Below are 13,583 nucleotides of genomic sequence, written 5' to 3' on the forward strand. Positions count from 1 at the left end.
GGTGTTTTCCGTCGGCCCGTAGCCGTTGAGCAGGTGCTGGGGCGGCGAATGGCGCAGGACCTTTTCGATGCGCCGCGGATCGAGCACGTCGCCGCCGACCATCAGGTAGCGCAGCGCGCCGAAGGCCGGTGCCAGGGCCTCGGCGTACTGATGGAACAGCCCGGCGGTGAGCCAGAGCACGCTGACTTCGTGGCGCAGCAGGTGCTCGTTGAAGCGGGCCGCGTCCAGCAGTGTTTCCCTGGGACAGACCACCAGGCAGCCACCGTTGAGCAGCGCGCCCCAGATCTCCAGGGTACTGGCGTCGAAGGCCGGGTTGGCGGCGAGGGCGAAGCGGTCCTGGGCGGTGAACCCGGCGAAGCCGTTGTTGCGCACCAGTCGGGTGATGGCGCGGTGCGGCACCTGCACGCCCTTGGGCGTTCCGGTGGAACCGGAGGTGTACATGATGTAGGCGACATCGCCGGCCCGGCGGGCCGGGTGGGATTCAGCCAATCCATGGTCCGGCGCTGCAACGTCAATGAAGCGGACGTTTTCCAGTGCGGGCCGATCGTCGCCCGCCACCAGCAACCAGGCGCTGCCGCAGTCCGCCAGTACCCTTGCCTGATGGGCCGTCGGGGCCTCCCGGTCGATGGGTACGTAGCATGCGCCGCGCTTGAGGATCGCCAGGATCGACACGATCAATGCCGCGCCCCGGGCCAGGCACAGCGCCACCGCATCACCGGTGCCAATCCCACAGGCCGCCAAATGCCCAGCCAGGCGCTCGGCCCGTTGGTCGAGCTGGCGATAGCTCAGGGTCTGCGCGCCGTCCACCAATGCACACGCATCGGGGCGCTGTTGCACCTGCCCGGCGAAGAGCGCCGGCAGCGGTTCATCGGCCGGGTAGTCACGGCTGGTGGCATTGAAATCGTCAAGGATCTGCTGCCGTTCGGCTGTGTCCAGCAGCACCCAGTCGCCCAGGGCCCGGGTTGGCTCGGCGAGGACCTGATCGGTCAAGCACTCCAGGCGCCGCAGGTGCGTGACCATCTGCTCGGCACTGAACAGTCGCGGGTCGTAGTTGAATTCCAGGAAGGGTTCGACTTGGGCTTCGTAATGCCGCAGATAGATCGCCAGCGGATAGCGCTCATAACCATTGTGCCAGGTGCGCAGAGCGCAGCGGGCCGAGGCAAGGTTGACGTCGCCGGGGTACTGTTCGACCGACAGCATCAGCTCGAACAACTGGCCGGGGTGGCCGGCGCGGGCCCGCAACTCACGATGCAGACTTTGCAGGGGGTAGCGTTGGTGGCGGTAGCTGCGCAGGGTCTGGCTGGCTACCTTTTGCACGGTCTCGACGAAGCTGGCGGCGGGATCGACCTCGACCGTCAGCGGCAGCACCGAGGAGAACATGCCCACCGTCCGTTTCTGCAGGGGATTGCTGCGGTTGTGCACCGGAACGCCGATGACCAGCCGCTCACGCTGGTCGGTCACCCGGCTGAAGTAGCCGGCCAGCAATGCGCTCAGACAATGGCTCAATGTCGCGCCCTGGGTTCTTGCCCACTGGGTCATGAGGGCCAGGCGCTGGTGGCCCAGGGTCCAGATCGCCTGGGCACTGGGCTGCGGCTCGCTGGCGCTGGCCGGATCGCGGGACGGCGAAGCGCTCTGGAACAACGGTTCCGGCAGTGCCGGGAACTGCTCCAGCCAGAAATCCCGCGCCTTGGCGTGGCGCGCCGAATCGAGGTAATCGCGGTCGCTGGCGACAAAGCTGCGATAGCCCTGAGCCAACACCGGGTCCAGTTGGAGTGGCTCGCCGACGAGCAGTTGGTTGTAGGCGGCGCTGACAGCCTGGCCGACCAGGCCCACCGAAGTGCCGTCGCTGATCAGGTGGTGGTAGCGGCTGTTCCACAATGCATGGGTGTCGGACAGTTGAAACCATTCCATGCCCCACAGAGGTTGCCCGCGGAGCGAGAACGGCGTGCGATTCAATTGCTCGATGGCGGCCATAGCCCGGCCTTCGGAGTCACCGCGCCAATCGTGGAAGGTGAACGGCACCTGCAAGTGCTCGGCGACCTGCTGCTGCACCTGCCCATTGCCGTCGCTGATTATCAGCCGCAACGCATCGAATTGGGCCACCACGGCTCGCAGCGCCGCGGCGAACAGCGCGTGGTCCACCGTGCCGTGGATTTCCACGGTTACGCCGATGTTGTAGGAGGGCGTGTCGGGCGATAGCAGTTGGTCGAGCCAGACGGATTGTTGCGTGGAACTCAACGAAAAGCATCGCGGTTCGATCATGACACCTCCTTGTGCAGGGGTCGTGCCCCTGGGTCGACGCGGCAAGGCTTGTGGCCTGCGCGATACGGACCGGTCCTGTTTGGAAAACAACGGCAGACAAGCCTCGACGCCGATCCCCTGGCCGGATATGGCCGCGCTGGAAACGGTTTTCCGGCGTCTTTCGATGGGGTGGGGCGGGCTCGATGCGCATTTAAAATAACAGCGCTTTTGCGAATGGGAAGCTCTTTTTTAATCGTTGTACGATGTCATATCGCAATCATTTTCCCACCCCGCCGCGGACTAGAGCCGCCGCGCAGGCTTGAGCCCGGGCGTCGTCCGATCGCTAACCAAGGACGAGGGACATGAGAGGCGAGCGTAGGAGCGGTCACTAGGATGCAACCGCGAACGGTGGAGCCCTGACACCCAGAATCGGCTGAATCGCCCGATTGGCACCGAAGGAACACCCCCTTTTAATGCTGACCGAACTTTGGTTGCCGAAACCGAACTATCCCTGCGAAGCCCTTCGCCAAGGGATTCCACCAGATAATCAGTTGCCCTGCCTCAATTGCCTGTTGAACGGTCTCTGCACGGTCATCTGTTTCAGCAGGCTTGACGGCAATCAAAGTTTTTAGAGATTGCTCAATATTTTTAATTGATGCCCATGTAATGAAGCGCTCCAGTGTTTCCTAGCCCTGACCCAAATATTCCACAATTCCCCTTTACCTCATAATAATCTATTACACTACTGTTATTATTAACCCAGAATGCGACGGTGCAGCGCTCCTGAATATTTTTTGTTTGAATCTGCTGAACATTGACTAGTTGTCCGGATGAAGTGTCCATGTTGGAGCCTACAACTGTTTGCTGGTCGTAATTGGTTCCATAGCGGTCGAATACATATATTTTTTGTCCATATAATTCATGGCTTGAGCTTACTGAATGCTCTGTCAAGGTCAAAGAGGGTTTGCCAAATTTTTTATAGGCTTCCTGAATGTTTTTTCCCATAAGTTCACTTGCGGCGGAACGCTCGGGTGCGATTGTAGAACACCCTGTTGATGAGAGTGCAAGCACAGAGAGGAGTGTGAGTAATGGTGTTTTATAAGAAAACATACAGTCTTTCCTTGGCTGGGTTGGAAGTTTTTAAAGGTGTGAAGCTGAACTGCGTCGCTTTGTTTTAGAATGAGTGCTTGTTAGTCAGGAAGCTAAAAGTGGGCGCTACAGTCTTGCTGGGGCATTGCATTATTTTTCAATGCCCCAATGAGTGGCAAGTACAGAAACACTATTGAATCAGCGAAGCACGCTTCTCAGGTCCATTTGATGATGGAGAGTCATCTATATCAATAGTGCAAGTGACCTAGTCGTTCGCCGCAAAGGGACAGAGGAACGCCAGAATTAGCTTGGGTATGAATGGCACTTTCCTTACGGCGATTCATGACCGAGCCGGTTATCACGCCAAAGGGCCTCTCATCGGACACCCTCTGGGCAGAAGTGACCGCCGGTGTCACCACCTAGCAAAATTAATGAACAATCTCAGCGCTCAGATATCGATTCTGTAACCGAACATTTCCGTCCAGGCATCCGGCCTCAAGCTTCGCAGGGTCGCTGTAACGGCGGTGAGTTGGCTGATGAGGCGAGTTTCCATGAGCGTCAATAACCAGTGCAGTGTCGAATACAATGGTCTTACCCTTCGTGGACAGGCTGATCAGCCGCTGATCGATTTCTTGGCAGAGCAGGGCATCGACCTGCCTCACGTCTGCTATCACCGAGCCCTCGGGCCGATTCAGACTTGCGATGTTTGTTGGATCGAACACGACGGCGAAATGGTCCGCGGGTGCACCCTGCGTTCTGCCGACGGCATGAAGCTGGTGAGTGACACGCCCTCCGTAAAGGCGGCGCAGGAAGAAGGCATGGACCGGATCCTTGCCAAGCATGAGCTCTATTGCACGGTCTGCGAGCACAACACGGGTGATTGCACGCTCCATAATACCGTCGCCGACATGAACCCCGTGATCCAGCGCTACAAATACCAACGCAAGCCCTACAACAAGGATCATTCGAACCCTTTTTATACGTATGACCCCGATCAATGCATCCTCTGTGGCCGTTGCGTGGAGGCGTGTCAGAACATCGAAGTCAATGAAACGCTGAGCATCGATTTCACCATGGACCATCCACGTGTGTTGTGGGATGGCGGCACCGAGATAGAGGGTTCCAGCTGCGTGAGCTGCGGTCATTGCGTCACGGTTTGTCCCTGCAATGCGTTGCTGGAGAAAACCATGCAGCCGGATGCCGGACCACTGACGTCGATACCCGAGAACATCAAGCGGCCGCTTATCGACGCGGTAAAGACCCTCGAGAACACGATTGGTGCACCCCCCATTACCGCTATTTCGGTCATGGACATGCATTGGCGGCAGCCCGAAATCAAGCGCACCAAAACCGTATGCACCTATTGCGGTGTGGGCTGTTCATTCGAAATGTGGACCCGTGACCGCAAACTGCTCAAGGTGCAGCCGGTGGTGGACGCACCGGCGAATGGCATATCGACCTGTATCAAAGGCAAGTTCGCCTGGGATTTCGTCAACAGCGAAAAGCGCCTGACGACGCCGCTGATCCGCGAGAACGGTCAGTTCCGCGAGGCAAGCTGGGATGAGGCGCTGACGAGGGTCGCGGGCCGCCTCTTGGCGATAAAACGTGAGCATGGTTCCGATGCCATCGGATTCATCGGTTCCAGCAAGGCCAGCAACGAAGAAGCTTATCTGACACAGAAAATCGCTCGCCTGATCATCGGTACCAACAGCGTCGACAACTCTTCGCGTTACTGCCAGAACCCCGCGACACAGGGGCTTTTCCGCACGGTCGGTTATGGTGGCGACGCCGGTACGATCAAGGACCTCGAACAGGCGGATCTGATCGTCCTGGTTGGCAGCAACTTGGCGGAGAACCACCCGGTTATCGCTTCGAAAATCAAGGCCGCGCGCAAGCATCGGGGACAAAAGCTGCTGGTGGTCGATCCGCGCAAGCATGAAATGGCGGAGCGCGCCGACTTGTTCCTGCAGATCAGATCGAGCACGGACATTGTCTGGGCCAGCGCAATGTCACGTTACCTGTTTGACCATGGCATGGTGGACACGGCGTTTCTGCAAGCACGGGTGAGCCAGGTGGACGAGTACCGCCGCTCGCTGGAGCCTTTTACCCTGCCGTTCGCTTCGCAAGTCACCGGGTTGGCGGAGGCAGACCTGGTCAGCGCTGCGAACATGATCGGCAAGGCAAAACGTGTGTGTCTGTTATGGGCAATGGGCATTACTCAGCACAGCCATGGGGCCGATACCAGCACCGCTCTGTCCAATTTGCTGTTGGTCACCGGCAATTACGGACGCCCTGGCACCGGTGGTTACCCCATGCGCGGACACAACAACGTTCAGGGGGCCAGTGACTTCGGTTGCTTGAAGAATGTTTATCCAGGCTATGAAAGTGTTACTGACGAAGGCGTCCGGGCTAAATGGGCAAAGGCCTGGGGAGTTGTTCCCGAACGACTGTCCAACAAGGTCGGCGAAGACAATTTCCTGATGGTCCAGCACGCCGCCGAGCAGAAGATCAAGGCCATGTATGTCATTGGTGAGGAGACGGCCTTTTCCGACGCCGATACTGAAAACGTGCACGAGGCCTTCAAGAAACTCGACTTCATGGTCGTGCAGGATATTTTCTTCAGTCGCACCGCGCAGTTTGCCGATGTCGTGCTGCCAGGCTGCCCAAGCGTTGAAAAGGACGGCACTTTCGTCAACACCGAGCGACGGATCCAGCGCTTTTATGAGGTGTTTGCGCCGCTGGGAAACAGCCTGCCGGACTGGCGCATTCTGACCGAGCTGGCCAAGAGGATGGGACATGATTGGGGGTATGAACATCCCTCGCAGATCTTTGCGGAGGTGGCTGGTATCTCCACATTGTTCGCCGGCGCGAGTTATGAGCGCCTGGAAGGTTGGAAATCCCTTCTCTGGCCGGTGAAGCCGGATGGCACCGATACACCGTTGCTCTATACCGAGCGTTTCCACACCGATGATGGCAAAGCCGTGCTGTACCCGCTCGAGTGGAAAGCCCCAGCGGAAGTACCCGACAGCGAATTCGACCTGATGCTGGACAACGGACGCATGCTGGAGCACTTCCAGGGCAACAATCAGACGGGACGTGGCGCCCGTCTCGATTCGTTGTCACCGAACTGGTTTGTCGAAATCAGTCCCGAACTTGCCGCGGAACGAGGCCTCGTGGAAGGCACCCAGGTGCGGATCACGTCACGCCGAGGCTCGGTCGTGGTACCGGTGGTCATCACCGACCGGATGCGCGGAAAAGTCCTGTTCCTGCCAATTCACCAAGGCAAGCCCGGTATCAATGAGCTCACCGGGGAACACCACGATCCAGACGTCAACACGCCGGCTTATAAGGAAACCGCTGTGAAGATGACAATACTGAAGGAGCCCGTTCAGCCGTCGGCATTGCCTCGCGGCAATTTCCGAAACGGCCGCAGGACGCCGAATGAGGGCGTGGCTGTGGCGGTGAAGTGGGCCAGAGCTGATTACGCGCCGATCGATGCACCGGCGCCCCATCCGGAGAGGTTCTGATGGCCGAGCCTATTGATTACAACGTAAAACCGAGCAAGACCGAGCCTGATGCAAAAGACGAACTGGATCGTCTGATCCAGAACCTTCATGAGCACGGTGTGCTGCGCATGGCCAATGACCTGGTCTGTGCCAACACCGCGATCACCAAGGTGCTGGTGGACGGTTTGAACAAGGAAGGTACGCTCAACGTCATTCAGAACCTGTCGATCCTCGCGATGGCGCTTTCGCGCGTCCCGCCCGATGAGTTCTACCGGTTGGTCTTCGCGCTGAAGGATGCCGGCGCCGCGGTCAGTCAATGGACCTCGCCGGACAACGACGACATCGCGCCAGGCGTGCGAGGCGCCTACCGTTTGTTGCATGACGAATCGCTTTGGCGCGCGATCATGCCGCTGGTGGAAGGCTTGAAAGCGATGGGTGAGGGCATGAACAGGCCGGTCGACAAACCGATCAGCCAGTTCGCCGGCAAGCCCAGCGGCGCTTGAGCGGAGCTTGCACATGGAATCGGTGGATTCGGCGCTGATGCTGGCGCGGTACCAGTTCGCGTTCACCATCAGCTTTCATATCGTGCTTGCCGCATTTTCCATCGGCTTGGCCAATTACCTGATGGTACTGGAGGCACTCTGGTTGTGGCGCAAGCGTCAAGTCTATATGGATGTCTACCGATTCTGGCTGAAGATATTTGCCCTGACTGTCGCCGTGGGCACGGCATCCGGGCTGGTCATGGAATTCGAGTTCGGGACCAACTGGAGCGCGCTGGCCAGCAGGGCAGGAGGCATCCTCGGGCCTCTGATGTTCTATGAAGTCATGGTCGCGTTTTTTCTGGAGGCAGGCTTCATCGGGGTCATGCTGTTCGGCATGAACAAGGTCGGGCCGTGGTTACATTTTCTTTCTACGTGTGCCGTGTCCGTTGGCTCGCTGTTCAGTGCATTCTGGATATTGTCAGCGAACTCCTGGATGCACACCCCCGCAGGCTTCAGCATTGCCAGCGACGGTCGCTTCGTGGCCGAGGATTGGCTGCAGATCATATTCAATCCCTCGTTCCCCTACCGCATGGTGCACATGAGCCTCGCCGCATTTCTCGGCACAGCCACCCTGGTGGGCGGCGCGGGTGCTTGGCATCTCCTGCGCGACAATACCCATGCGCCTGCGCGGGTGATGTTTTCAATGTCATTGTGGATGGCGGCGGTGGTCGGACCTATCCAGCTCGTCGCGGGGGATCTGCACGGTGAAAACACCCGGGACCACCAACCGCAGAAGCTGGCCGCGATGGAAGGTTCCTGGCATCGCCCGGAAGCGGGGCAGGGGGAGCCACTCAGGCTGTTTGCGATACCTGACCAAGCCAACCATAGAAATGATTTCGAACTGGCGATTCCCCATCTCGGCTCGCTTTATTTACGACACGATTGGACCGGCACCATACAGGGCCTCGATGAATTCGTGCCCGAAGACATCCCGCCAGTGGCCGCGGTCTTTTTCGCGTTTCGTATCATGGTGGGCATAGGCTTGCTCATCGTGGCACTCGGTGTCGCCAGTCTTTTTCTGCGCTGGCGCGGTGGGTTGTTCGAGTGTCGATGGTTGATGCGCTGTGCGGTTCTCATGGCTCCGGCCGGGTTTGTGGCCATGATCTGCGGGTGGATTGTCACCGAAGTCGGACGCCAGCCATTTACGGTCTATGGATTGATGCGCACTGTCCACAGCAGTTCGCAGCAACCGCTTTCATTCGTCGTGGGCAGCACGCTCGCTATCGTGGTCGTGTACCTGCTGGTTTTCGGCCTGGGGCTTTTCTATTTGCTGCGAGCGATCAGCCGACTGCCGGCGAAATCAACGGACATCACGGATAAACGGCAGCGCAACGCGGGGGAATCGTGATGTCCATATCTGAAGCGCTGTTACCCGATCTGGCGGCCGCTGCGATTGCATTTACCATCATTACCTATGTGATTCTGGATGGCACCGATCTGGGGGTCGGGATTCTCTTTGCAACCCGCCATGATCCTGATGAAAAGCAAATCATGGTCAACTCCATCCTGCCGATCTGGGATGGCAACGAAACCTGGCTGGTGCTTGGCGGCGGCGGTCTGCTCGCGCTGTTCCCCATGGTTTACGGCGTCTTGTTTTCCGCGCTCTATATCCCGGTCATTGCGATGCTGCTGGCGTTGATTACGAGAGCGGTAGCGTTGGAGTTCCGGGCTGACGCGTCCGCACGAATGAAGCGCTGGCTTGACATCAATCTCGTGACTGGCTCGTTAATCGCAACGCTTTGCCAAGGTGTCATCATGGGCTCCGTGATACAGGGCATCGATCAACAGGATGGCAAGTTTGCCGGAGACGGTTGGGAGTGGCTGAGCGCATTTCCGCTGGCGTGTGGCGCGGTGCTCGTGGTGGGCTACGCGTTGCTGGGCAGTTGCTGGCTGTACTGGCGTACTGAGGGAACCCTACAAACGGCGGCCAGAAGACAGGCGCGGATGCTCGGGTGGCTGACGCTGACAGGCATTGCAACCATTTTGGCGTGGACCAGCTTGTTGGCACCGTTCTATCGAGAACATCTTCTTCTATCGAACCTGAGCCTGAAGCTTTTGCTGATTCAGTGCGCTCTGCTGGTCGGGTTTCACCGGGCGTTTTCCAGCCGCTTCCACTTTCTTCCGCTGTTCGCGGTGCTGGGATGGTTCGGCACGGCGTTCATTGCTGCGATCATTGCGCTCTATCCATTGATTTTGCCTCCCTCGCTGACAATCAGCCAAGCGTCTGCTCCAGCCTCAAGCCAGGGCTTCATGCTCATCGGTTTCGCTGTTCTGGTGCCCGTGACACTGGCTTACAACACATGGGGATTTTGGGTCTTTCGCGGTAAGGTCAAAGCTGAACCTGCGCATGATTAGCCAGGTCTTCCTGCCGCTCAATAGCAAAAATAAAATATCTCATTCTGTTGGAAACTATGCCCGGTGAACGGGACAGCACTTTCAGCCACACCCGACGCGACTTTGGAGCCTGACTCAAGAGTGGAATGCATCCGTTTCTGCGAAAGCCAGCCGCTCGCGGCCGTGCTTCGCAGCATCAAGCAGGGTGGATCTGAATGGGCGTACCGATATGTCACGCTGTGCTTCGCCGGTTCCGCCAATGGCTGGGGGTCGCTGTACCCGTTTCAGGGTTCGCAGGCGCCGTACTTTGACTTTATGTACGGTGCTAATGAGGATCCGCAGCAAGTGCTGGCGGCGCTGCTTGAAAGCCAAAAGCAACCTCTTTGGCGCGCCCGAGCGCGGCTGAAAACAGTCATTTCAATCAAGAATGGGACGAAGGAAACTGCGCTCGTAGCTCAGGATGAATTTTTGCTCGGTAGCCTGCGTCACTAATTGAACGCACTCAGGATCTACTCCGGCCTCCCTACGGTACTGCTCATAATCTGCCAGGCTGGAGAAGCTGAATAGACAGTAAGCGATGTTGTTGGCGCCTTCAGCTGGTAGAAAGTAGCCGTGGTGGCTCCCTCCCATGCGGTTCACCACACGAATCCAATGGCGAGAATAGCTTTCGAAAGCCGGGATCTGGTAGGGATCGATTACATACCTGACGTGGCAAGTGATCACTGGATCATTCCTTTTAAAATGGGGGGAATCATGGAGTAGTGATTATTTCCCGCGAATAACGTCCAGGTGTAATCCCCGTATAGCGTGTAAATGCCACGCTGAAGGCGCTCACGGAACTATAACCGACCCGTTGCGCGATTTCAGCAACGCTGTCGTCCTGAGTGCGTAGCAGATTTTTGGCCAGCGCCATTCGCCACGTCAGCAAATACTTCATTGGCGCCATGCCCATTGCTTGTTTGAAGCGTTCGAAGAAGATGGAGCGCGAGAGGGCGGCTTCTCTGGCTAGCTGCACCACTGTCCATGGCTGGTTCGGAAACTCGTGAATTCGACGTATCGCCGTAGCTAGACGTTCATCGCCGAGTCCGCGCAGCAGGCCGGCCGGTGCGGCTTCGGTCGCGGTTGAACGCAGGGCTTCGATGAACAGCACTTCAAGCAGGTGTGCCAGGATGACATCTCGTGCTGGGCGCTGCCCGCGCGCTTCCTCGGTAACCAGTTCCACCAGCACTGCCAGCCGGCGTTCGCCGCGAACGTGTATCAGCTGGGGCAGCAGCGCTACCAGTAACGCAGCGTCCGGCGAGCCGAAGGTGCAGTGACCTACCAGTAATTGAACATCAGCCGCGACATCGGGTGTGCCGATACGAATGTCACGCGGCCGTATCTCGACGGGCACGGTATCGGTGTCTTCGGCTGCCATCGGCTGAAGACTCATCATCGTGAAATCATAGGCGGCCGGGACCAGCACGAAGTCGCCGGTCTTCAAGCCTATCGTCGGATTCCCGGCTACTGAAAACCGACATCCACCTTCAAGAATCGCGCAGTAAAAAGGCTGACCGTACACCGAGCGGCGAACACGCCAGGCTCCGGCACCACTGACGACTTTGGAAAATGAGGCACCCGGTTGCAGCAGGGTGACTACCTCCGCGAGCGGATCGAACATCTCGGACTCCTGCGAAAGATTAGCGGACTGGCGATGATATTAAGTCCGGGTACGACAGCCTATCGTTGTAATCCTGTCAATCATTCAACGGAAACGCCCATGAAAACTGTGCTGATTACTGGCTGTTCCTCTGGCTTTGGTCTGGCCACCACCCGATATTTTCTCGAGCACAACTGGAAGGTTATCGCGACGATGCGGAGCCCAAACGAAAGGCTCTTTGAAGCATCCGAGCATCTGCGCGTGCTTGCCCTGGACGTCACCGATCCGAGCAGTATCCAACAGGTAATAGAGGCCGTGGGCCCCATCGACGTGCTGGTCAATAATGCCGGTATCGGGTTACTCGGCGCCCTCGAAGGCATCTCAATGGAAGCGATTCGTAGCCTTTTTGAGACCAACACCTTTGGCACCATGGCGATGATTCAGGCGGTGCTACCGCAGTTTCGGCAGCGTAGATCCGGGGTTGTCATTAACGTCACTTCAAGCGTAACGATAAAGTCATTGCCGCTGCTCAGCATCTATACAGCCAGCAAGGCTGCGGTGAATGCGTTCACCGAGTCTCTCGCGCTCGAGCTTGAACCGTTTAATGTTCGGGTGAACCTGGTGCTTCCGGGGCGCGCTCCCTCGACCGACTTCGGTAAGAATGCACAACCACGGATGCAAGGCAGCATCCCGGAGGCGTACTCCGATCTGGCGCAGCAGGTGTTTGCAGAGTGGTCGCTATCAACCGTCGTCACTGAGGCCCAGGACGTCGTTGAAGCGATATGGCGTGCAGCGAATGACCCAGCCTCGCCAATGCGCATTGTTGCTGGTGCTGACGCCGTTGCTCTGGAAAGTGAGCAAAGCACATCTGCATAAATGCGTGATTGATGAAACTCGTTATTGAGCTTGTATCAGTTGCCCATCGACTCTAGGAGCGCTTGCCCGGAGGCGCCCGAGTACCAATATGGAAGTGCGTCATCGTTTTGTGGGCGCCTAACGAGTCCAGCCTCTTCAAGTGTTCAGGCTTGCGTCGATGCTGCTGCATTTGGCCACAGGCTTTTGAATGAGGCCTGGGAGATGTCGCCGATGATCCGGGTGCCTGCTTCATCGGCGACAGGTTTCATTGCCCGCTTTTAATCCGGCTCCAGACCCGTGTGCGCAGCCGGTCGTTCTCTAAGGGCATTGCCTCCAGTACAAAGAGTTTTTTCATCACGCTGTCAGGCGGGTACACCATCGGGTCGTTGAGGATGGCCTTGTCGACGAGCCCCTCGGCGGCGGTGTTGCCGTTGGCATAGTGCACATGATTGCTGATGCCAGCCATCACCTTGGGGTCCAGCAGGTAGTTGAGAAATTCGTAACCGGCGCTTTCATTCGGCGCATCGGCGGGCATGGCGACCATGTCGAACCACATCGGTGAGCCTTCCTTGGGGATGGCGTAGGCGATCTGCTGGCCGTTCCCGGCTTCATTAGCTCGCGCTGCGGCCTGCATCACGTCGCCGGAAAATCCCACGACCAGACAGACGTCACCCGTTGCAAGGTCGCTGGTGTACTTGGAATTGTGGAAGTAACTCACATAGGGGCGCACAGCGAGTAGTAGAGCCTGGGCCTTCTCGTAGTCGGCCTTGTCCTTGCTGTGATGCGGCAGGCCAAGGTAGTTCAAGGCGATGGGGAGGATCTCGGGACCATTGTCGAGCATAGCCACGCCGCATCGGGCGAGTTTCTTCATGTTTTCCGGCTTGAACACGATGTCCCAGGAGTCTATCGGTACATCGCCCAGGACTGCCTTGACCTTGGCCACGTTGTAGCCGATGCCGGTGCTGCCCCACAGGTAGGGAAAACCGTAGCGGTTACCAGGGTCATTGGCCTCCAGAACCTTCATCAGCGTCGGGTTGAGGTTGTGCCAGTTCGGGAGTTTGCCGCGGTCCAGCGGTTTGAGTGCGCCGGCCGTGATCTGTCGGGCCATGAAGTGGTTGGACGGAAACACCACGTCATACCCTGAATGGCCGGCCATCAGTTTGGCGTCGAGCACCTCGTTGCTGTCGTACAGGTCATATTGAGTCTGGTGCCCGGTCTGGGCGGTAAAGTTTTGCAGGGTATCTGGAGCGATGTAGCTGCTCCAGTTGTAGATCCTGACGGTGTCTGCTGCCTGAGCGGTAGACGCGATCAACAGTAACGGAAAGATCGACTTCAACATGCGAGACCTCAACCTTTGTTCTAGGCGTTATGGATGAA

At 58.0% G+C, this 13,583-nt stretch carries 12 protein-coding genes; 7 read left to right on the forward strand and 5 right to left on the reverse strand.

Going from position 1 to position 13,583, the window contains the following annotated elements; all coding sequences use genetic code 11:
• Nucleotides 1-2,262, reverse strand: a 2,262-nt coding sequence (locus BLQ55_RS14415; protein ID WP_143011735.1) for a non-ribosomal peptide synthetase, incomplete at its 3' end; no start/stop codon positions are given.
• Between BLQ55_RS14415 and BLQ55_RS31560 the strand changes: the two genes are divergently transcribed.
• Nucleotides 2,228-2,461: a hypothetical protein gene (locus tag BLQ55_RS31560; protein ID WP_139208001.1), complete on the forward strand. Its 234-nt coding sequence runs from the start codon at nucleotides 2,228-2,230 to the stop codon at nucleotides 2,459-2,461. The two genes, BLQ55_RS14415 and BLQ55_RS31560, sit on opposite strands and share 35 nt — an antisense overlap.
• Nucleotides 2,462-2,889: 428 nt before the next feature.
• Here BLQ55_RS31560 and BLQ55_RS31565 read toward each other — a convergent pair whose 3' ends face one another.
• Complete coding sequence (locus BLQ55_RS31565) at nucleotides 2,890-3,351, reverse strand: hypothetical protein (protein ID WP_139208003.1); 462 nt, start codon at nucleotides 3,349-3,351, stop codon at nucleotides 2,890-2,892.
• Nucleotides 3,352-3,881: 530 nt separating this feature from the next.
• Between BLQ55_RS31565 and fdhF the strand changes: the two genes are divergently transcribed.
• From fdhF to BLQ55_RS32180, 5 genes are all read left to right on the forward strand, one after another.
• The gene (gene fdhF, locus BLQ55_RS14420) at nucleotides 3,882-6,857 is read left to right on the forward strand and encodes a formate dehydrogenase subunit alpha (RefSeq protein ID WP_092254565.1); all 2,976 of its coding nucleotides are present in this window, start codon (nucleotides 3,882-3,884) and stop codon (nucleotides 6,855-6,857) included.
• Nucleotides 6,857-7,339, forward strand: coding sequence for a helical membrane plugin domain-containing protein (locus BLQ55_RS14425; RefSeq protein ID WP_092254568.1), 483 nt, complete (start codon nucleotides 6,857-6,859; stop codon nucleotides 7,337-7,339). Before fdhF ends, BLQ55_RS14425 begins: the two co-directional genes overlap by 1 nt.
• Nucleotides 7,340-7,352: 13 nt before the next feature.
• On the forward strand, nucleotides 7,353-8,726 hold the full coding sequence (locus BLQ55_RS14430) for a cytochrome ubiquinol oxidase subunit I (protein ID WP_092254571.1): 1,374 nt from the start codon (nucleotides 7,353-7,355) through the stop codon (nucleotides 8,724-8,726).
• Nucleotides 8,726-9,733, forward strand: a complete 1,008-nt coding sequence (gene cydB, locus BLQ55_RS14435; RefSeq protein WP_092254574.1) for a cytochrome d ubiquinol oxidase subunit II — start codon at nucleotides 8,726-8,728, stop codon at nucleotides 9,731-9,733. Before BLQ55_RS14430 ends, cydB begins: the two co-directional genes overlap by 1 nt.
• Before the next feature lie 120 nt (nucleotides 9,734-9,853).
• Entirely contained in the window at nucleotides 9,854-10,204 is a 351-nt protein-coding gene (locus tag BLQ55_RS32180; RefSeq protein ID WP_176814217.1) for a hypothetical protein, read from the forward strand.
• On the opposite strand, the gene BLQ55_RS14440 is transcribed toward BLQ55_RS32180, so the two are convergent.
• Nucleotides 10,130-10,435: an NIPSNAP family protein gene (locus tag BLQ55_RS14440; RefSeq protein ID WP_092254577.1), complete on the reverse strand. Its 306-nt coding sequence runs from the start codon at nucleotides 10,433-10,435 to the stop codon at nucleotides 10,130-10,132. The genes BLQ55_RS32180 and BLQ55_RS14440 overlap by 75 nt on opposite strands.
• 28 nt (nucleotides 10,436-10,463) lie before the next feature.
• The gene (locus tag BLQ55_RS14445) at nucleotides 10,464-11,372 is read right to left on the reverse strand and encodes an AraC family transcriptional regulator (RefSeq protein WP_092254580.1); all 909 of its coding nucleotides are present in this window, start codon (nucleotides 11,370-11,372) and stop codon (nucleotides 10,464-10,466) included.
• Nucleotides 11,373-11,471: 99 nt separating this feature from the next.
• Between BLQ55_RS14445 and BLQ55_RS14450 the strand changes: the two genes are divergently transcribed.
• Nucleotides 11,472-12,227, forward strand: coding sequence for an SDR family oxidoreductase (locus BLQ55_RS14450; RefSeq protein ID WP_092254583.1), 756 nt, complete (start codon nucleotides 11,472-11,474; stop codon nucleotides 12,225-12,227).
• A gap of 244 nt (nucleotides 12,228-12,471) precedes the next feature.
• Here the strand turns inward: BLQ55_RS14450 and BLQ55_RS14455 are convergent, their stop codons facing one another.
• Complete coding sequence (locus tag BLQ55_RS14455; RefSeq protein WP_092202873.1) at nucleotides 12,472-13,545, reverse strand: polyamine ABC transporter substrate-binding protein; 1,074 nt, start codon at nucleotides 13,543-13,545, stop codon at nucleotides 12,472-12,474.
• Nucleotides 13,546-13,583 lie beyond the last annotated feature (38 nt).

Source organism: Pseudomonas sp. NFACC13-1 (assembly GCF_900104425.1).
In the GTDB taxonomy this organism is placed as follows: domain Bacteria; phylum Pseudomonadota; class Gammaproteobacteria; order Pseudomonadales; family Pseudomonadaceae; genus Aquipseudomonas; species Aquipseudomonas fluorescens_AA.